This is a genomic window from Rhodovulum strictum (genome assembly GCF_009649175.1).
Classification (GTDB): Bacteria; Pseudomonadota; Alphaproteobacteria; order Rhodobacterales; family Rhodobacteraceae; genus Rhodovulum; species Rhodovulum strictum.
Genome location: NZ_WJPO01000013.1, coordinates 1 through 19,660, shown reverse-complemented (window position 1 = coordinate 19,660; position 19,660 = coordinate 1). Strand labels below are relative to the sequence as shown.

Below are 19,660 nucleotides of genomic sequence, written 5' to 3'. Positions count from 1 at the left end.
GGCGCCCACGCCGCAACCGGCGCGGGCGCCGGCAGATCAGCTTCCGCAGGCGTAGCCGAAGCTTGCCCGTCCGTCCTCGATCGCGACAAGGCTGACCGAGCAGCCTGTCTCGTCGAGGCTGACAGCCTCGCCGGTGGACAGGGTCGCCATGGCGGTGCCGTTGACCGCGATGCGGGCCGATCCGGCATCGGCATCGACGCGCGAGACGAAGACGCGCACCGAACCGTCGCCGAAACTTGCCGTCTCGCCGGGGCCGACCGGGGCAGGGGCCTCGGCCACCGCATCGGCCGCATCGGCCGCGTCGGCCGGGCCGCTGGCCGCACCGGCTGCCGCCGCACCCTCAAGCACCACGCCGCCCAGTCCCTGCACCGTTTCGGCCAGCCGGCTGCCCAGCGCGGCAACCTCGGCCAGGCCCTGGGCCTGTTGCGCGCCAGCCTCGGCAAGACCCGCGACATCGGTGCCGATCTCGGCCAGATCCGCGCCCAGCGCGTCGATCCGGGCGTTCAGCGCGGCGATCTCCTGTTCCATGCCGCTGCTGCCCGAATCGGATTTCTGCCAGATCAGGAACGCTGCCATCAGCACGACGGCACCACCCACCAAAACCGTTCCGTTCTTTCCTTCCAAGATCATGTCCTCCCTGAGAGATTCGTCCCTGTACGGGGCTTTCCCCAGCCCCGGTCTTCCCGCCCCGGGCGAGCCGGGACGCCAGATTTTAGCCGCTTGCGGGGCAATTCGATAATTCTTTCGTGTGTCCGGGCCGGTGCGCTTGAAAGGGTCGGGACCGGGCGCAAGACTGTGGCCGAATTGTACGGCACAAGACAAAGAACCAGACAGGCGAGGTGACGGACGATGACAGCCCCCGGCGAGAACCTGAAGGTCAACGGCGAACGGCTATGGGACAGCCTGATGCAGATGGCGCAGATCGGCCCCGGCATCGCGGGCGGCAACAACCGCCAGACCCTGACCGACGCCGATGCCGAGGGCCGCGCATTGTTCAGACGCTGGTGCGAGGAGGCGGGCTGCACCCTGGGCGTGGACGAGATGGGCACCATGTTCGCGATGCGCCCGGGCGAGGACCCGGACGCGCTGCCGGTTTACGTGGGCAGCCATCTCGACACCCAGCCCACGGGCGGCAAGTATGACGGGGTGCTGGGGGTGCTGGGGGGGCTCGAGATCATCCGCACGCTGAACGATCTGGGCATCCGGACGAAACACCCCATCGTCGTGACCAACTGGACCAACGAGGAGGGCACGCGCTTTGCCCCCGCGATGCTGGCCTCGGGCGTCTTCGCGGGCGTGCTCGAGCAGGACTGGGCCTACGACCGGCGCGATGCCAAGGGGCTGCGCTTCGGCGACGAGCTGGACCGCATCGGCTGGAAGGGCGACGAGCCCGTGGGCGCGCGCAGGATGCACGCCTTCTTCGAACTGCATATCGAACAGGGCCCGATCCTCGAGGCCGAGGGCAAGGAGATCGGCGTTGTCACCCACGGCCAGGGCCTCCGCTGGATCGAATGCACGGTGACCGGCAAGGGCCAGCACACGGGGTCCACGCCGATGTACCTGCGCCGGAACGCGGGCCGCGGCATGGCGCGGGTGATCGAGCTGGTCCACGAGATCGCCATCGCCCGCCAGCCGAATGCGGTGGGGGCGGTGGGGCACATCGACGTCTACCCCAACAGCCGCAACATCATCCCCGAAAAGGTGGTCTTCACCGTCGATTTCCGCAGCCATATCCTGGACACGCTGGAGGGCATGGTGGCCGAGTTCCTCGCCCGCGCGCCGGGCGTCTGCGCCGATATCGGGGTCAAGTTCTCGTCCGAGCTTGTCGGCTTCTTCGACCCGCCCGCCTTCGACCCGGTGCTGGTGGGCCGCGTGCGCGACGCCGCGGAACGGCTGGGCTATTCCCACATGGACATCGTCTCGGGCGCGGGGCACGACGCCTGCTGGATCAACCGCGTCGCCCCCACCGCGATGGTGATGTGCCCCTGCGTGGACGGCCTCAGCCACAACGAGGCCGAGGAGATTTCCCCCGAATGGGCCACCGCCGGGGCGAACGTGCTGTTCCACGCGGTGGTGGAGACGGCGGGGATCGTGGGGTGAGCGAGCCTAGGTTTCGCCAGCGAGGCCAGCTAACAGGCAATGCCGGGCTTTTTCACGTTGCCCGCGAATTGTCTCGTCGTGGCTGGAACGTCATTCTGACGATTAGAAACGCGCGCGGCGCGGATTTGTATGCCGCGAACGACGATGAGACGATCGTTCACCCAATTCAGTCGAAAGCTCTATCGAAGCGAAGCGATGTTCCCTTGGGTAGCTCTATTGGGAGCTTGAGGTCGCCGTGGTGGGTAATAACGATGAACGCCCACGCGGACGAGCCGGAGTGTTATGTCCTGTCTCTGGACGAAGTGACCACGCTTGCGGTTGAAAACATCAAGGAAGGTAAGTCATCGTTCTGGCTTCCCTTTAAGTCCTTCACCCGACCGGAATTCAAAAACGCTTGGCACCGATTGGAATAGCAGAGAAAGGCCCCTGACTAATGACCACCATCATCAAGAACGGCACCATCGTCACCGCCGATCTGACCTACAAGGCGGATGTGGCTGTCGAGGGCGGCCGGATTGTCGAGATCGGGCCGGATCTGAAGGGCGATGAAATCCTCGACGCCACCGGCTGCTATGTGATGCCCGGGGGCATCGACCCGCATACGCATCTGGAAATGCCCTTCATGGGCACCTATTCGGCCGACGATTTCGAATCCGGCACCCGCGCCGCGCTGTCGGGCGGCACGACGATGGTGGTGGATTTTGCGCTGCCGAGCCCCGGGCAGGGGCTGCTCGATGCGCTTCAGATGTGGGACAACAAGTCGACGCGGGCGCATTGCGATTACTCGTTCCACATGGCGGTCACCTGGTGGTCGGAGCAGGTCTTCAACGAGATGGAGGCCGTCGTCCGCCAGAAGGGCATCACCACCTTCAAGCATTTCATGGCCTACAAGGGCGCGCTGATGGTGAACGACGACGAGATGTATGCCTCGTTCCGCCGCTGCGCCGAATTGGGGGCCATCCCGCTGGTCCATGCCGAGAATGGCGATGTGGTGGCCGAGTTGCAGCGCCGCCTGCTGGACGAGGGCAATAACGGCCCCGAGGCGCATGCCTATTCGCGCCCGCCGCAGGTCGAGGGCGAGGCCACCAATCGCGCGATCATGATTGCCGACATGGCGGGCGTGCCGCTTTATGTCGTCCATGTCTCCTGCGAGGAGGCGCATGAGGCGATAAGGCGCGCGCGGATGCTGGGCAAGCGGGTCTGGGGCGAGCCGCTGATCCAGCATCTGACGCTGGACGAAAGCGAATATGCCCATCCCGACTGGGACCATGCCGCGCGGCGCGTGATGTCGCCGCCCTTCCGCGACAAGCGCCATCAGGACAGCCTGTGGGCGGGGTTGGCCTCGGGCTCGCTGTCGGTCGTGGCGACCGATCATTGCGCCTTTACCACCGCGCAGAAACGCTTTGGCGTGGGCGATTTCACCAAGATCCCGAACGGGACCGGCGGGCTTGAGGACCGGTTGCCGATGCTGTGGACCCACGGGGTGAACACCGGGCGGCTGACGCCGAACGAGTTCGTGGCCGTGACCTCGACCAATATCGCCAAGATCCTGAACTGCTATCCGAAGAAGGGTGCGGTGCTGGTGGGGGCGGACGCCGATCTGGTGGTCTGGGATCCCGAAAAGGAAAAGACGATTTCTGCGGCGGCCCAGCAATCGTCCATAGATTACAACGTGTTCGAGGGCCACAAGGTCAAGGGCCTGCCGCGCTTTACCCTGACGCGGGGGCGTGTTGCGGTGAATGACGGGGCCTTTGTCGGCGAGGAAGGGCACGGGGCTTTCGTCCGGCGCGAGCCGAACGGGGCGGTCAACCGGGCGCTGTCGTCCTGGAAGGAACTGACCGCGCCGCGCAAGGTGGAACGGACGGGAATTCCCGCAAGCGGGGTCTGAGGCAGGGGCAGGGCGGCGGGCCCTTGGGCCCGCCCGGGCAAGGGAAAGACCATGCAGGCTTCGGTCATCAAGGCGGATCACCTCGATCTGGTGTTCCAGACGAACGACGGGCCAGTCCATGCGCTCAGCGACGTGTCGCTGGACATCGGCAAGGGCGAGTTCGTCAGCTTCATCGGGCCAAGCGGTTGCGGGAAAACGACTTTCCTGCGCTGCGTGGCGGCGCTGGAGCATCCGACGGGCGGCAGCCTGACGGTGAACGGGATGACGCCGGATGCCGCGCGGCAGGCGCGCAGCTATGGCTACGTGTTCCAGGCGGCGGGGCTTTATCCGTGGCGGACCATCGCCCGAAACATCAAGCTTCCGCTTGAAATCATGGGCTTTCCCAAGGCCGAACAGGAGGAACGGGTCGCCCGCGTGCTGGAGCTGGTGGACCTCAAGGGCTTTGGCAACAAGTATCCTTGGCAGTTGTCGGGCGGGATGCAGCAGCGCGCCAGCATTGCCCGCGCGCTGGCGTTTGACGCCGATATTCTGCTTATGGATGAACCCTTTGGCGCGCTGGACGAGATCGTGCGCGACCACCTGAACGAGCAGTTGCTGGCGCTGTGGGCGCGGACGGGGAAGACCTGTCTGTTCGTGACGCACTCGATCCCCGAGGCGGTGTATCTGTCGACCAAGATCGTGGTGATGAGCCCGCGTCCGGGGCGGATCACCGACGTGATCGAAAGCCCGCTGCCGAAGGAGCGGCCACTTGATATCCGCGACACGCCGGAATTCCTGGAAATCGCCCATCGCGTGCGCGAGGGCCTGAGGGCGGGGCATGCCTATGACGACTAGACGCTGGGTCTATCTGGGGCTGGCCGTGCTGTGGCTGGCGGTGGTGCTGGCCTGGGCCTTTGATCTGGGCGTCAGTGCCTCACCGCTGCTGGGCTGGGTCGCCTTTCTGGTGACGGTGGCGCCGGCGGTCCTGGCGCTGCATCTTTTGGGCAAGCGGTTCGGGGCCACGCGCAGCCCGCGGAGGCCGCCGGATGCGTAGCGTCCTGCCGATCCTGACGGTGGTGATGGCGATCCTGGCGCTGTGGTATGGCGCGGCGGTGATGCTGAACCGGCAATGGACGCTGGATCAGGCCGCGCGGGCCGGGCAGGAACTGACGCTGACCCAGATCGTCGCCGACACGATGGCGCAGGACCGCCCCAAGCTGCCCGCACCGCATCAGGTGGGGGCGGAGCTGTGGAACACCACCGGCGCGATGGTTCTGGAGGGCAAGGCGTTCACGCGGCGCAGCCTGATCTGGCATGGCTGGGTCACGCTGTCGGCGACGCTGGTGGGCTTTGGCATCGGGACCGCGGCGGGGATCCTGCTGGCCATCGGCATCGTGCATAACCGTGCGATGGACATGAGCGTGATGCCCTGGGCGATCGCGTCCCAGACCATTCCGATCCTTGCCATCGCGCCGATGATCATCGTGGTGCTGAACTCGGTCGGCATCAGCGGGCTGCTGCCCAAGGCGATCATCTCGGCCTATCTGTCCTTCTTCCCCGTGGTGGTCGGCATGGTGGCGGGGCTGCGCAGCCCCGACCGGATGCAGCTTGACCTGTTGCGGACCTATTCGGCCAGCCCGGCACAGGCGTTCTGGAAGCTGCGCTGGCCGTCCTCGATGCCCTATCTCTTTACCTCGCTGAAGGTCGGCATGGCCGCGAGCCTGGTGGGCGCCATCGTCGGCGAATTGCCCACGGGCGCGGTGCGCGGGCTTGGCGCGCGGCTGCTGGCGGGCAGCTATTACGGGCAGACGGTGCAGATCTGGTCGGCACTCTTTGCCGCCGCGATCCTGGCCGCGACGCTGGTGGGGATCATCGGGCTGATCCAGCGGATCACGCTGGCCCGCATGGGGATGGCGCGATGATCTGGGTCGGTGGGGTCGCGGCGTTCTGGGCGGCGGCGCTGGCGCTGAACGTGTGGCTGTCGAACTCGCCCTGGCGGCGGGCCTGGGGCGTGCGGCTGGCGGTGCCCGCGATCTTTGGCATCACCATCCTTGTGGTGTGGGAGGGGCTGGTGCGCGGCCTCGGCGTGCCGAGCGTGATCCTGCCGCCGCCCACCGCTATCGGCGCGCGGATCGTGTCCAGTCTGCCGATCCTTTGGGTCGATTTCGTGCAGACCTTCGTCAAGGGGGCGCTTTCGGGCTATGTGATGGGCTGTTCGGCAGCGGTGCTGACGGCGATTATCATCGACCGCTCGCCCTTTCTGAAACGCGGGCTTCTGCCGGTGGGCAATTTCATCGCGGCGCTGCCGATCATCGGCACCGCGCCGATCCTGGTGATGTGGTTCGGGTTCGACTGGCAGTCCAAGGCGGCGGTGGTGGTGGCCATGGTGTTCTTCCCCGTGCTGGTGAACACCGTTCAGGGTCTGGCCGCCAGCGATCCGATGCAGCGCGACCTGATGCGGACCTATTCCGCAAGCTATGGCCAGACGCTGCTGAAGCTGCGGCTTCCGGCGGCGATGCCCTTCATCTTCAACGGGCTCAAGATCGCAACCACGCTGGCGCTGATCGGGGCCATCGTGGCCGAGTTCTTCGGCAGCCCCATCAGGGGCATGGGATTTCGCATCTCGACCGAGGTGGGGCGGCTGGCGCTCGACATGGTCTGGGCGGAAATTGCCGTGGCGGCGCTGGCCGGTTCGGCATTCTACGGCCTCGTTGCATTGGCCGAACGGGCGGTGACCTTCTGGCACCCCTCGCAGCGGGGCGAATGACAAAGGCAACACGGAGGTAACGATGAAACTGAGAATGACGACGGCGGCGCTGGCGCTTGTGCTGGGCGCGGGGGCGGCGCAGGCGGCGGACAAGCTGAACCTGCAACTGAAATGGGTCACGCAGGCCCAGTTCGCGGGCTATTACGTCGCGCTCGACCAGGGCTTTTACGAGGAGGAAGGGCTGGATGTGACGATCAAGCCCGGCGGCCCCGATATCGCGCCGGTTCAGGTGCTGATGGGGGGCGGCGCCGATGTGATGGTGGACTGGATGCCCTCGGCCCTTGCCGCGCGCGAGGCGGGGGCGCCGATCGTCAACATCGCCCAGCCCTTCAAGTCCTCGGGCATGATGCTGACCTGTCTGAAGGAAAGCGGCGTTGCCGGCCCCGCGGATTTCCCTGGCCGCACGCTGGGCGTGTGGTTCTTCGGCAATGAATATCCGTTCCTGAGCTGGATGAGCCAGCTTGGCATTCCGACCGACGGATCGGCCGGGGGCGTGACGGTGCTGAAACAGGGCTTCAACGTCGATCCGCTGTTGCAGAAACAGGCCGATTGCATCTCGACCATGACCTATAACGAATACTGGCAGGTGATCGACGCCGGGATCTCGGCCGATGAGCTTGTGACCTTCAAGTATGAGGATCAGGGCGTCGCGACGCTGGAGGACGGGCTTTATGTCCTCGAGTCGAAGCTGGCCGACGAGGCCGAGGTGGACAAGCTGGTGCGGTTCGTCCGGGCCTCGATGAAGGGGTGGAAATGGGCCGAGGAAAACCCCGACGCGGCGGCGATGATCGTTCTCGAGAATGACGAGACCGGCGCCCAGACCGAGACCCACCAGAAGCGGATGATGGGCGAGGTGGCCAAGCTGACCGCCGGTTCGAACGGCGCGCTCGACCCCGAGGATTACGCGCGCACCGTCGCCTCGCTGATGTCGGGGGGCTCGGACCCGGTCATCACGAAAGAGCCCGAAGGCGCCTGGACCCACGCGATCACCGACGCGGCGCTGCAATAATTTGTCCCGGCCCGGTCCCCGTCCCGGGGGCCGGGCCTAGCGGGTCAGGACGGTGGCCAGACCGTCCATCATGGTCAGGCATTGGGCCAGTTGGTCCAGCGTGACGAATTCATCGGGCTTGTGCGCCTGCGCGATCGAGCCCGGCCCGCAGACGGCGGCCGCGCAGCCGATGGACTGGAACAGCCCCGCCTCGGTCGAGAACGGCACGGTTTCGGCGCGGGCCTCGCCGGTCAGTTCCATCAGCAGGCGGCGGGCTTCGCTGTCCTCCATGGGTTCCAGCCCCGCCACCTCGCCCACCACGCGGGTCAGGATGGCGGCGCTGGGATCGGTGGCGCGCATTCCGGGCAGCAATACCTCGTCGACATGGCGGGCCATCTGGTCCTTGACGAAAGCCATGTCCGCGGCCTGGACGGGGCGCATTTCCCAATCCACTTCGGCGCGGCCGGGGATCACGTTATGCGCATGCCCCCCGGCGATCCGGCCCAGGTTGATCGTTGTCCAGGGCGGGCTGAACGGGCTGTTATGCGGGGCGCGGGTCTTCAGTGCTTCGGCCAGTTCCATCAGCCGGGCGACATAGCGCACTGCGGCCTCTGCTGCGTTCACGCCTGCGTCGGGGTTCGAGCCGTGGCCTTCCAGCCCGTGAAACGTGACGCTGTATTCGCAGCAGCCCTTGTGTGCCTCGACGATGCGCATTTCGGTGGGCTCGCCGATGATCGCGACCTCGGGGCGGAGGCCGCGGGCCGACAGTTCGGCCACCAGCGCCTGCCCGCCAAGGCAGCCCACCTCCTCGTCATGGGTAAAGGCGAAATGCAGCGGGCGTTTCAGATCCAGCGCCGCCCAGACCGGCGCCATCGCCAGCGTCGCGGCGATGAATCCCTTCATGTCGCAGGTGCCGCGGCCGTAAAGCCGCCCGTCGCTTTCATGCAGCACGAACGGATCGGTGGACCAGTCCTGATCGGTGACCGGCACCACGTCGGTATGACCCGATAGCACGATGCCGCCCCCCGCCGCGCGCGGGCCGAGCGTGGCGAAGATGTTGGCCTTGTGCCCCGTCTCGTCGTGGAACAGGTCCACATGCGCGCCCAGATCGCCCAGCATCGCGGCGATATGGACGATCATTGCGAGGTTCGAGTCCGAGGACACGGTGGGAAAGGCCACCAGATCGGTCAGGATCGCGCGGGTGCTGTCCAGCCGGTCGGTCATGGCTTGACGTAAAGCCTGCGCGGACGGTTGCAGAAGGTTTCCGCCGGGCCGTCCTCGCGGATCAGGATGGATTCGGTGATCTCCAGCCCCCAATTCTCCATCCAGAGGCCGGGCATGAAATGAAAGGTCATGCCGGGTTCCAGCACGGTTTCATCCTCGGGGCGCAGGGAAATCGTGCGCTCGCCCCAGTCGGGCGGATAGCTGAGGCCGATCGGATAGCCGCAGCGCGCGCCGCGGCGGATGCCTGCCCGTTCCAGGGGGGCGGCCAGCGCATTGGCGATGTCGCAGGCCCGGTTGCCCGCGCGGGCGGCCTCAAGCCCGGCCTCGATCCCCTCCAGCAGCGCGGCCTCGGCCCGGCGCATGTAATCGGGCGGCTCGCCCAGAAAGATCGTCCGGCAGAAGGGCGCGTGATAGCGCCGGTAGCAGCCCGAGATCTCGAAGAATGTCGCCTCGCCCTGAACGAAGGGCCGCCCGTCCCAGGTCAGGTGCGAGGCCGAGGCATCCGCGCCCGAGGGCAGCAGCGGCACGATGGCCGGGTAATCGCCCCAGCCCTCATCTGTGCCGGTGATCGCGTCGTGATAGAGATCGGCCACCAGCCGGTTCTTGGGCAGGCCAGGTTCGATCCGGTCCATCACGCCGTCGACGATCTTTTCCGAGATCCGCGCGGCGCGGCGCATGAAATCCAGTTCCTCGCCGGATTTCACCGTGCGCTGCCAGTTCACCAGCGCCGTGGCGTCCACCAGTTCGGCCTCTGGCAGCGCCGCGCGCAGGGTAAGGTAGGCCTTGGCCGAGAAATAGTAATTCTCCATCTCGACGCCGATCCGCCTGGCGCCATAGCCTAGGTCGCGGATGATGCCCGCAAGCTGCTGCATCGGGTGGCGTTCGGTCGACTGGACGTAAGCGTCGGAATAATGGGTGATATGGGCGCCCGCCATCCAGACCGTGCGCAGCGCGGCATTCGCGTCCATCTGCCGACCCCACCACATCGGGTCGGCATCGTGGAAGACCAGAACGCCCTGATGGACGTAGAAGGACCAGCCGTCATAGCCCGTCAGCCAGGCCATGTTCGAGGGATCCTCGATGAACAGGATGTCGATGCCGCGCTCTGCCATCGCCCGGCGCACCAGGCCCAGACGGCGGTCATATTCGCCCCGGCTGAAGGGCGCAGGCCCCGCATTGGCGGGGCGGGTCGGGGCGGCATCCTTGGTCATGGGCGAAGGCTCCTGTTGGCGGCGTGCGGGGCGATTTCAGACCGGCGCAGGGGCGCGCGTCAATCGCTGTTGCGGGGCAGGGGTAGAGACGGCAGGCGAAACCGGCTATGCCATGCCTGTGCGATGCGTCCGGCGGCATCCGGTGGCGCGCGAGGCGGGACAAGGGGACGGGCGAGATGCTGAGAAACGACCAGCTTGAACAATGGGACCGCGAAAGCTTTTTCCACCCGTCGACGCATCTGGGCCAGTTCGCCCGCGGCGAGGCACCACAGCGGATCATCCGCACCGGGCAGGGCTGTTTCATCGAGGATCGCGACGGCAATCGCTTTCTCGACGCCTTTGCCGGGCTTTACTGCGTGAATGTGGGCTATGGCCGCCCCGAGATCGCCGAGGCGATAGCCGAACAGGCGCGCGAACTGGCCTATTACCACGCCTATGTGGGCCATGGCACCGAGGCCAGCATCACGCTGGCGAAGATGGTGATGGACCGCGCGCCCGCGCATATGTCGAAGGTCTATTTCGGGCTGTCGGGGTCGGATGCGAACGAGACCAATGTCAAACTCGTCTGGCATTACAACAACCTGCTGGGACGGCCCGAGAAGAAGAAGATCATCAGCCGCTGGCGGGGCTATCACGGCTCGGGGTTGGTGACTGGGTCGATGACGGGGCTGAAACTGTTCCATGACCGCTTCGACCTGCCGCTGGAGCGGATCCTGCATACCGAGCCCGCCTATTTCTATCGCCGCCCCGACCCGGACATGACCGAGGCCGATTTCGTTTCCTTCTGTGCGGCGGAACTTGAGGCGCTGATCGCGCGCGAGGGGGCCGAGACCATCGCCGCCTTCATCGGCGAGCCGGTGATGGGTACGGGTGGGCTCGTGCCACCGCCTGCGGGATACTGGGACGTGATCCAGTCGATCCTCGAACGCCACGACATCCTGCTGATCGCGGACGAGGTGGTGACGGGCTTCGGGCGGCTGGGCAGCATGTTCGGTTCGGAGCATTACGGGTTGCGGCCGGATCTGATCACGCTGGCCAAGGGGCTGACCTCGGCCTATGCGCCGCTGTCGGCCTCGATCGTGTCGGGGCGGATGTGGGATGTGCTGGCGCGCGGCACCGACGAATACGGGCCGATCGGCCATGGCTGGACCTATTCGGCGCATCCGATCGGGGCGGCGGCGGGGGTGGCGAACCTCAGGCTGGTGGACGAGCTGGGGCTGGTGCAGAACGCCGCCGAAGTCGGGGCGTATTTCGTGGCGGCGATGCGAACGGCACTGGCCGATCACCCCCATGTCGGCGAGGTGCGCGGCGAGGGGATGCTGTGTGCGGTCGAACTGGTCGCGGACAAGGCTGCGCGCCGCTTCCACGATCCGGCGGGCAAGGTGGCGGGGGCCGTGGTGGCCGAGATGGCGCGCAACGGCGTGATCGCGCGGGCCATGCCGCAGGGCGACATCATCGGCTTTGCCCCGCCGCTTTGCCTGACGCGGGACGAGGCCGATCAGGTCGTCGCGGTCACCCGAAATGCGGTCCGGGCCACGCTGGGCTGACGCTTCGGGGCCCCGCAATCCCCTTCGGTCTACGCCTGTGCTGCCACGTTAGCGGAAACCTGCGCAAAGCTACGCATTGCGAGCCTTGAATTTCGGCGCGGAAACCGCTTTGAGTAGGCGCGATATCCCAGCGCGCGGGGACGCCCGCCCGCAAGCCCGGCCCGCAACGGCCGTGACAAGAGGACGCCCATGAGCCTGTCGAACGGATTGTCGTGCAAGGCCACGGCGTGCCCTCCCTCTGCTACTCCGGGCCACCGTGAAAGGGCAAGGCGATGAGCGGCGCGGACGATCGAAACGAATTCACCCTGGCCCGCGCCAAGAGCAGTCGCCTGTTCTGGGCCGTTGCGCTTTTCAGCTTCTTTGCCAACCTCTTGATGCTGACCGGCCCGCTGTTCATGTTGCAGGTCTATGACCGCGTGCTCGGCTCCCGGTCCGAAGAAACTCTGGTCGCACTCTCCATCCTGGTGGCGGCGCTTTACCTCTTTTACGGGCTTCTGGAATATGCACGCGGCCGGGTGACGGCCCGGATCGGGGCGCGGCTTCAGGCGGCGTTCGGACGGCGCGTGTTCGGCGCTTCGCTGGAACGGTCGGCGCTGCGAAACGGGCAGGGGCCGGGCGCAACCGCGCTTCAGGATCTTGATTCGGTGCGCGGCATGTTCGGCTCGCCCGTGCTTCTGGCCTTTTTCGACCTGCCCTGGACGCCGGTCTTCCTGGCTGCGATCTTCCTGTTCCATCCGATGCTGGGCTGGCTGTCGATCGGCGGCGCCGCGGTTCTGATCCTCGTGACGCTGATCAACCGCGCGGTGACGCAAAAGGGGCTCGATGGCTCGAACCGTCTGGCCTTTGCCGCGCAACGCCTGGCGCGGCAGGCCGAGGAGGGCGGGCCGCTGGTCTGGTCACAGGGCATGGCGCCGGTGATGTCCGAACGCTGGGCGCGGCTGCAAGAGGAATCGGGGGCAAAGGGGCTTGATGCCAATGACCGTACCGGCACCTTCAGCTCGTTCTCCAAGGCGTTCCGCTTCTTCCTGCAATCGGCCATCCTGGGGTTGGGTGCATGGCTGGTGCTGCTGCATGAACTGACGCCGGGCGCGATGATCGCGGCCTCGATCATGTTCGGCCGTGCGCTGGCCCCGGTCGATCAGGTGCTGGGCCAGTGGCCCGCGATCCAGCGCGCCCGGGCGGGATGGCGCAACCTGAACGAGTTTCTCATCTCGGTGCCCGCGCGCCGCAAGCCGACCGACCTGCCCCCCCCCAAGGCGCGGCTGTCGGTCAATGGCGTCGCGCTGCGCAGTTCGGCCCCCGGTGCCCCGCCCATCCTGTACGGCATCACCTTTGACCTGGCCCCGGGCGAGGCGTTGGGCGTGATCGGCAAGAGCGGGGCGGGCAAGACCAGCCTGGCGCGCATGATCCTGGGACTTGTGGCGCCGACGGCGGGCGATGTGCGGCTGGACGGGGCAACGCTCGACCAGTATGGCGCCGAGCGGCTTGGCCGGCTTGTCGGGTTCCTGCCGCAGGAGGTGCGCTTCTTCGACGGCACCGTGGCCGAGAACATCGCGCATATGGCGCTTGATCCCGACCCGGCCCGGGTTGTCGCGGCGGCGCAGCTTGCGCGGGTGCACGAGATCGTGCTGCGCCTGCCCAAGGGCTATGACACCCCGCTTGTCGAGGGCGACGGGCTTTTGTCGGGCGGCCAGCGCCAGCGCCTTGCGCTGGCCCGCGCGCTCTATCACGATCCGGTGCTGCTGGTCCTTGACGAGCCCAACTCGGCGCTCGATGCCGAGGGGTCCGAGGCATTGAACGTGGTCGTCGAGGACATGAAGAAGGCCGGGAAATCGGTGATCATCATGACCCACAGACCCTCGGCCATCGCGGTCTGCGACCGGCTTCTGGTGATCGACAACGGCCAACAAAAAGCGCTGGGCCCGCGCGACGAGATCGTGCGGTCGCTGATGCGCAATGCCGGTGAAGTGCAGCGCACCATCGGATCGGTGCGCGGGACCACGGTGCAAGGGGCCAGCGGATGAGCGAGGTTCAGAACAAGGCCAGCGACAGCGCCAACACCCAGGCTGCCGCGCCGCCGGTCGCGGGCAAGACCCCGTCGGGCGGGATGCCCAGCGCCCGCCTGCCGCTGATCGTCGGCGGGATTGCGATCGTGCTACTGGTCGGCGGGTTGGGGGTGTGGTCGGTGGCGGCCAGCATCGCGGGCGCGGTGGTGGCTTCGGGGACCGTCAAGGTCGAGAGCGACCGGCAGGTGGTCCAGCACCCCGATGGCGGCGTGGTGGGCGAGATCCTTGCCCGCGATGGTGATGCGGTCGCGGCGGGCGATGTGGTGCTGCGGCTCGATGGCACCTTCCTGCGGTCGGAACTGGCCATCGTCGAGCGTCAGCTTCTGGAAATCGAGGCGCGCAAGGCGCGGCTGGTGGCCGAACGTGACGGAGCCGAGACGCTGGTGATCGGCATCCCCGAGGGGTTCGACAATCTCGACCCGGATTGGGTGCGCGGCCAGATCGAGGGACAAAAGAGCCTGTTCGCCGCCCGCAGGCTGGCACTGGCCCAGGAGCTTGAGCAGATCGAGGAGCAGAAGCTTCAGATCGAGAACCAGATCGAGGGCACAATGGCCCAGATCGCGGCGCTGGAAAAACAGCTTGGGCTGGTCGAGCGTGAACTGGTCGACAAGCAGCGGCTTCTGGACCAGAATCTTGTTCCGGTGGGCCAGGTGCTGTCGCTTCAGCGCGACGAGGCCGGGCTTGAGGGCGATATCGGGCGGCTGACCTCGCAGGTTGCCGAAAGCCGGGGCCGTATCTCGGAACTGGCGGTGCAGTCGCTGCGGCTGGTGGATACCCGCCGCGAGGAGGCGCTGACCCAGTTGCGCGACCTGCAATATTCCGAGATCGAACTGATCGAGCGCCGCCTCAGCGTGACGGAACGTCTGTCGCGTCTGGATGTGCGCAGCCCGGCAGACGGCGTCGTGTTCGGCTCATCCGTCTTTGCCGTGCGGGCCGTGGTGCAGGGCGGCGCGCCGATCATGTATGTCGTTCCCGACGGGCAGGGGCTTCTGGTCTCGGCGCGGATCGAGCCTACGGATATCGACCAGGTCTTTCCGGGCCAGCCGGTATCGTTGCGCCTGACATCCTACGACAGCCGCACGACCCCGGAACTGCCCGGCGAGGTGCTGCGGATCTCGGCCGATGCGCTGTTCGACGAGGCGACGCGGATGACCTATTACGAGGCGGTGATCCTGCCCGATACCAGCGTGTTGGCCGACATGCCCGGCGTGCAGCTTTTGCCGGGGCTTCCGGTCGAGTCCTTCCTGCGTACCCGCGACCGCAGCCCGCTGTCCTACCTGCTGCGTCCGCTGAAAATCTATTTCGACCGCGCCCTGCGCGAGGAATAGCGTGCCAGCCTTCGGCGTATCATCCGATGTCCCGAGCGGATCGGGGCCGACCCTGCGGGCCGGCCCCCTTGAGCCTGGACGAAAGGCATTCCGCCTCAGTTCGGCATCACCTCTGCGGTCGGGCGCGGCGTGGTCGCGGTTTCGGCCGGCAGGACCGGCAGCGTGATCGTCGGAACCGTGCCGGTCAGGCTGTGCAGGAAGGCCACGATCTTGTCGGCTTCCTCGTCGCTGACCTCTTCGCCAAGCTGCGCGGTGCCCATCACCTGCACGGCGACCTTCAGATCCCAGACATTGCCCGAGTGGAAATAGGGCGCGGTCACGCCGACATTGCGCAGCGGCGAGGCGCGGAACACATATTGGTCCGCGGCCGTGTCGGTCACCGCATAGCGGCCCTTGTCGTCAGGCGGCAGGATGTCGGCGCCGGGTTTCTCGATCAGGCCGAACGGATAATAGCCGTTGCCGCCGAGGTTCACGCCGTTGTGGCAGCTCACGCAGCCCTTGTCGACAAACAGCGTAAGCCCCTCTTTTTGCTCGTCGCTCAACGCCAGATCGTCGCCGTTCAGGAAGGCATCGAACGGCGCGGGCGTCAGCAGCGTGGCCTCGAACGCCTCGATCGCGCGGGCCATATTGTCGAAGCTGACCGCGTCCGCATCTTCGGGGAAGGCGTTTGCGAACCAGTCGCGGTACTGCTGCATCGAGTTCAGCGTTGCCACCACGTTCTCGGGAGTGTTCGCCATCTCGACGCCTGCCTGGATCGGACCCTTGGCCTGGGCCTTCAGGTCTTCGGCGCGGCCGTCCCAGAACTGGGCGATGTTGAGCACCGCGTTGAACACGGTGGGCGAGTTGCGCGGCCCCTTCTGCCAGCCATGGCCGACCGAGGTGCTCATGTTGTCGTCGCCGCCGGTGGTCAGGTTGTGGCAGGAATAACAGGAAAACACGCCCGAGGCCGACAGGCGCGGGTCGAAGAACAGCGCCTTGCCCAGCTCGATCTTCTCGGGCGTGACGCGGTTGTCGGGCATCTGCGGGATGGTCGAGGGCAGCGGCTCGAAATAGTCGAGCGCCATCTGCCGCAGCTCCGAGGCCGAGGCGGGAAGCGCCATCGCAGAGGTGAGTAGCGCGGTCGTAAGAAGACGTTTCATGGCAAGCACCGTTTTACAGAGGTTCACGCGTTCCCCCTGACCTTAGAACCCTTCCAAATGGTGGCTTTGACCTGCATCAAGTCGCGGTCGATCTGTCGCCGGGTGTCGGTATCTGATCGCATGCAATGGTAGACAATGTTTTTGATTTTTCGGGCAAATCTGCGATCCCCCGCATGATCGCGACCTTTTGTCCCTGTTCTTGCCCCAACCTGGCCGAGCGCATCAGAAACTTGGTCGATCCGACCGCGGCGGCGATCCTGCGGTAATGCACCATGCGCCGTTCCGAACCCTCGGCCGAGCGCAGCAACTGCGTTTCGGCCTCTTGCAGGATGGCGCTTGCCTGCGGGCCGATCCGCCCCAGCGCGTCCGGTCGCACCGGTGTCAGCGCCCGGGGCGAGGTTGCGTTGCCGACGCGGACCCGGCCGCGGGGCAGCGCGGGGTCGGCATTGGCCTCGGCAAGCCGGCGCAGATCACGCGCGGTCCGGTCGAGGATCTGCCCCGCAGCGCGATAATCCCCGCCGGGCATGTCGCGGGCGACCCCCTCCAGATGGGCGGCAAGGCAGTCGATCACATAGGCGTGCTGGGCGATCCGGCCGCAGAAGTCCCGCGCCGCCTCGATCCGGGCCACGATGCGGTCGGTGGTCGCGGCGGTTGCCGTGACCCGCGTCAGCCCGGGTGCGGCAAGGGCATGGGGATGGGCCGGGCCGGGCGCGGCGATCTGCGCCGCTGCCGGATCGGGACCGGACGCAAGAACGGCAAGCGCCGCGGCAAGCAGGGTGGTTCGGTGCAAGGGGGTGTTCATCGGGCGTTCTCCGATTCCCTGGTCCTGTCCTGCCCGCCTAGCCCGAGCGTAACAGCACCTTTGTCGAGCCCACGGCCGCCGCGATCCGCTGGTAATGAACCATGCGCCGTTCGGACCCTTCGGCCGAGCGCAACAGCCGCGTTTCGGCTTCTTCGAGGATCTGCGCGGCGGCGGCGTTCGTGGCGGCCAGCGCCTCGCGGCGCACCGGGCTCAGCGGCGGCGTGGTCTCGCCCGAGGGCAGCCGCAGCCGGATGCGCGGCTGTTCGCGGTCCCGATTGGCCGCCGCCAGCGCGCCCAGCTCGCGCGCGGCCTGCGCCAGCACGTTCCTTGCGTCCTGATAGTCGCCGCGCGGCATCTTGGCGGCGATACTGCCGAGGCTCTGGGACAGGCAGTCGACAATGTATTCGGGGCGCTGGATCTGGCTGCACAGGGCGCGCGCCTCGGCGATGTCGCGGATGACAAGCCCGGTGGTCCCGTCCGATACGGATCCGCGCGGTCCGTCCGATGGTGACGGGTAGGTTTCGGGCGTCGCGAATGGCCCATCATTGCCATCGCCGGATCCCGTCCGCCCGGTCTGGCCGCCGCCGGTGCTCTGGGCAATAGCCGTTTGCGCGATCAGAAGGAGCGCCATCATCAGCGCAAGTCCGGCGGCAAGGGGGCGGGGGGGCATGGCATATCCTCCGGTTGGCGTGGCCGGGATCGTGGCCTGCCGGCTCATCCAGAGAGCCGCCGGGCGATGACTGTCCCGCAGAGCCAGCTGCCCCGGCATGTCTTGAAGAAGCGCGAGAAACCCACCCCCGAACGGACGAACGCATCGTAACAGACCGGAATGCTACCATAATCCGGGCGACCGGCCAATCCGCAGCCCGAATCGGATAGGATGGTCCGCAGGAAGCATGGGGGAGGTCGATGCGCATCGTGGTCCTGGCCATTCTGATGGCGCTGGCGGCACTGCCCTTGCGCGCGGCCGACCGCGTGGCGCTGGTGATCGGCGTGGCCGATTACGCGACGATCCCGCCGCTGAGAAACACGGTGAACGATGCCGCCGCGCTGGCCCGCACGCTGCGCGGGATCGGCTTCGAGGTCAGCACGATGCTGGACCCGAGTGCCGCGGATCTGCGTGCGGCTCTGGACGATTTCGCCTTTGCCGCCGAGACTGCCGATCTGGCGCTGGTCTATTTCGCCGGGCACGGGGTCGAGGTGCAGGGGCGGAACTTCCTGATCCCGGCGGATGCGGCGGTGCGTTCGAACCGGGATATCCAGGGGCAGGCGATCTCGCTGGACGATCTGTTGCGCGCGGTCGACCGGGCGCGGCGGATGCGGATCGTGATCCTCGATTCCTGTCGCGACAACCCGTTCGGCGACCTGATCGACCTGAACGAGCCGATCGGCAGTGGCCGCTCGGGCCTTGCGCCGCCCTCGCCCGAACGCGGCACGCTGGTCGCCTTTGCCGCACGCGACGGGCAGGTGGCGCTGGATGGCCAGGGCGAGAACAGTCCCTTTGCGCTGGCGCTGATCGACCGGCTGGCGCAGCCGGGGCTGGAGATCTCGTTGATGTTCCGGCAGGTGCGCGACCGGGTGCTGGAGGCGACCGCCAACCGGCAGGAGCCGCATACCTATGGCTCGCTTTCGGGCGAGCCGTTCTATCTGGCCGGTTCAGGCGAGGCCGACGAGCGGGTACGCGACGAGGATCGCCGCATTGCCTGGTCAAGCCTGCGCCCGGAACAGGAACTGCAACTGGCCGCATTGGCCGCCGAAGGCGATACCCGCTCGATCCTGGGGCTGGCCTATATGCGGCTGAACCCGGCGCAGGATCGGTTCGACCCGGCCGAGGCGGCGCAATTGCTGACGCGGGCGGCCGAGGCGGGTTCGCCCGAGGCGCAGTTCGAACTGGCCAAGCTTTACGAGACGGGGCTGGGTGTCGAACAGGACGAGGCCCGCGCGCTGGCGCTATACCGGCAGGCGGCGGAGCAGGAATTCGCGGATGCGCTGAACGACCTGGCCTTCATGCATTTCCAGGGCGGGCTGGGCCTGCCGCGCGATCCGAAACGTGCGCTGGGCTATTTCGAGCGCGCCGCCGCCCAGCGCCATCCGCAGGCAATGTTCAACTATGCCGCGCTGATCGACGACGGGCTGGTCGAGGGCAAGGGGCCGGCCGAGGCGGCGGGCTATCTTTATGGTGCGCTGCGTTCAGGCAGCGAGGATGTGCTGGACCTGTTGACCGAGCGGCCGACCATGTTCAAGCCCGAGACAAGGCGGGCCTTGCAGGTGCTGCTGCGCGAGCATGATTTCTATGGCGGTGCGATCGACGGGAATTTCGGGCCGGGCACGCAGCGCGGGCTGCGGGCGGCCTATGGTCTGAGCGACTAGGCGCTTTGGCAGCGGGTCGCCCCGGCCTTGCCGGGGCGACCCGCGCGGGGGGCGCGGCCCCCCCCCCCCCCCCCCGGGGGTTTTTAAAAAAAAAAAAAAAAATTTTTTTGGGGGGGGGGGGGGGGGGGGGGGGGGTTTGGGGGGGGGGGGGGGGGGGGGGGGGGGTGGGGGCGGGGGGGGGGGGTGGGGGGCGGGGTGGGGGGGGGGGGGGGGGGGTGGGGGGGGGGGGGGGGGGGTGGGGGGGGGGGGTG

The 19,660-nt window shown here is 67.0% G+C and carries 18 protein-coding genes; 12 read left to right on the top strand and 6 right to left on the bottom strand.

All coding sequences use genetic code 11. From position 1 onward, the window contains the following. Positions 1 to 36: 36 nt before the first annotated feature. The gene (locus GH815_RS09690) at positions 37 to 597 is read right to left on the bottom strand and encodes an ABC transporter C-terminal domain-containing protein (RefSeq protein ID WP_153748576.1); all 561 of its coding nucleotides are present in this window, start codon (positions 595 to 597) and stop codon (positions 37 to 39) included. Between the two features lie 252 nt (positions 598 to 849). Here GH815_RS09690 and GH815_RS09685 point away from each other — a divergent pair, with 252 nt between their 5' ends. The 8 genes from GH815_RS09685 to GH815_RS09650 are packed head-to-tail and all read left to right on the top strand — an operon-like array spanning position 850 to position 7,743. Then, positions 850 to 2,100 (top strand): Zn-dependent hydrolase, encoded by a 1,251-nt coding sequence (locus GH815_RS09685; protein WP_153748575.1) that lies wholly within the window; start codon positions 850 to 852, stop codon positions 2,098 to 2,100. Continuing rightward, positions 2,097 to 2,513: a hypothetical protein gene (locus GH815_RS09680; protein ID WP_211365062.1), complete on the top strand. Its 417-nt coding sequence runs from the start codon at positions 2,097 to 2,099 to the stop codon at positions 2,511 to 2,513. Before GH815_RS09685 ends, GH815_RS09680 begins: the two co-directional genes overlap by 4 nt. 20 nt (positions 2,514 to 2,533) lie before the next feature. Continuing rightward, positions 2,534 to 3,988 carry a dihydropyrimidinase gene (gene hydA, locus GH815_RS09675; protein WP_153748574.1) on the top strand — a complete coding sequence of 485 codons (1,455 nt, stop codon included), beginning with the start codon at positions 2,534 to 2,536 and terminating at the stop codon, positions 3,986 to 3,988. 51 nt (positions 3,989 to 4,039) lie between these two features. Next, positions 4,040 to 4,822: an ABC transporter ATP-binding protein gene (locus tag GH815_RS09670; RefSeq protein WP_153748573.1), complete on the top strand. Its 783-nt coding sequence runs from the start codon at positions 4,040 to 4,042 to the stop codon at positions 4,820 to 4,822. Continuing rightward, positions 4,812 to 5,021 carry a hypothetical protein gene (locus tag GH815_RS09665; RefSeq protein ID WP_153748572.1) on the top strand — a complete coding sequence of 70 codons (210 nt, stop codon included), beginning with the start codon at positions 4,812 to 4,814 and terminating at the stop codon, positions 5,019 to 5,021. Before GH815_RS09670 ends, GH815_RS09665 begins: the two co-directional genes overlap by 11 nt. Then, positions 5,014 to 5,889 (top strand): ABC transporter permease, encoded by an 876-nt coding sequence (locus tag GH815_RS09660; protein ID WP_153748571.1) that lies wholly within the window; start codon positions 5,014 to 5,016, stop codon positions 5,887 to 5,889. Before GH815_RS09665 ends, GH815_RS09660 begins: the two co-directional genes overlap by 8 nt. Further along, positions 5,886 to 6,734 carry an ABC transporter permease gene (locus tag GH815_RS09655; RefSeq protein ID WP_153748570.1) on the top strand — a complete coding sequence of 283 codons (849 nt, stop codon included), beginning with the start codon at positions 5,886 to 5,888 and terminating at the stop codon, positions 6,732 to 6,734. Before GH815_RS09660 ends, GH815_RS09655 begins: the two co-directional genes overlap by 4 nt. 22 nt (positions 6,735 to 6,756) lie before the next feature. Next, a complete protein-coding gene (locus GH815_RS09650; RefSeq protein ID WP_153748569.1) occupies positions 6,757 to 7,743 on the top strand; it encodes an ABC transporter substrate-binding protein in 987 nt (328 codons plus the stop codon). A 36-nt stretch (positions 7,744 to 7,779) separates the two neighbouring features. Here GH815_RS09650 and argE read toward each other — a convergent pair whose 3' ends face one another. Together argE and GH815_RS09640 are read right to left on the bottom strand one after the other, a co-directional pair. Then, complete coding sequence (gene argE, locus GH815_RS09645) at positions 7,780 to 8,946, bottom strand: acetylornithine deacetylase (RefSeq protein ID WP_153748568.1); 1,167 nt, start codon at positions 8,944 to 8,946, stop codon at positions 7,780 to 7,782. Beyond that, positions 8,943 to 10,157: a M24 family metallopeptidase gene (locus tag GH815_RS09640; protein ID WP_153748567.1), complete on the bottom strand. Its 1,215-nt coding sequence runs from the start codon at positions 10,155 to 10,157 to the stop codon at positions 8,943 to 8,945. The genes argE and GH815_RS09640 overlap by 4 nt, the downstream gene beginning before the upstream one ends. 176 nt (positions 10,158 to 10,333) lie before the next feature. Here GH815_RS09640 and GH815_RS09635 point away from each other — a divergent pair, with 176 nt between their 5' ends. The 3 genes from GH815_RS09635 to GH815_RS09625 all read left to right on the top strand — a co-directional run bounded on the left by GH815_RS09635 (position 10,334) and on the right by GH815_RS09625 (position 15,098). Beyond that, positions 10,334 to 11,704, top strand: a complete 1,371-nt coding sequence (locus GH815_RS09635; protein WP_153748566.1) for an aspartate aminotransferase family protein — start codon at positions 10,334 to 10,336, stop codon at positions 11,702 to 11,704. A gap of 272 nt (positions 11,705 to 11,976) precedes the next feature. Further along, positions 11,977 to 13,728, top strand: a complete 1,752-nt coding sequence (locus GH815_RS09630; protein WP_153748565.1) for a type I secretion system permease/ATPase — start codon at positions 11,977 to 11,979, stop codon at positions 13,726 to 13,728. Continuing rightward, positions 13,725 to 15,098 (top strand): HlyD family type I secretion periplasmic adaptor subunit, encoded by a 1,374-nt coding sequence (locus GH815_RS09625; protein WP_343030770.1) that lies wholly within the window; start codon positions 13,725 to 13,727, stop codon positions 15,096 to 15,098. Before GH815_RS09630 ends, GH815_RS09625 begins: the two co-directional genes overlap by 4 nt. Positions 15,099 to 15,193: 95 nt before the next feature. Here the strand turns inward: GH815_RS09625 and GH815_RS09620 are convergent, their stop codons facing one another. From GH815_RS09620 to GH815_RS09610, 3 genes are all read right to left on the bottom strand, one after another. Then, positions 15,194 to 16,237 carry a cytochrome-c peroxidase gene (locus GH815_RS09620; protein WP_153748564.1) on the bottom strand — a complete coding sequence of 348 codons (1,044 nt, stop codon included), beginning with the start codon at positions 16,235 to 16,237 and terminating at the stop codon, positions 15,194 to 15,196. Between the two features lie 76 nt (positions 16,238 to 16,313). Beyond that, positions 16,314 to 17,027, bottom strand: coding sequence for a hypothetical protein (locus GH815_RS09615; RefSeq protein WP_170290327.1), 714 nt, complete (start codon positions 17,025 to 17,027; stop codon positions 16,314 to 16,316). A 49-nt stretch (positions 17,028 to 17,076) separates the two neighbouring features. After that, on the bottom strand, positions 17,077 to 17,709 hold the full coding sequence (locus GH815_RS09610; RefSeq protein ID WP_153748562.1) for a hypothetical protein: 633 nt from the start codon (positions 17,707 to 17,709) through the stop codon (positions 17,077 to 17,079). A 239-nt stretch (positions 17,710 to 17,948) separates the two neighbouring features. Between GH815_RS09610 and GH815_RS09605 the strand changes: the two genes are divergently transcribed. Continuing rightward, the gene (locus tag GH815_RS09605) at positions 17,949 to 19,409 is read left to right on the top strand and encodes a caspase family protein (RefSeq protein ID WP_153748561.1); all 1,461 of its coding nucleotides are present in this window, start codon (positions 17,949 to 17,951) and stop codon (positions 19,407 to 19,409) included. Positions 19,410 to 19,660: the final 251 nt, after the last annotated feature.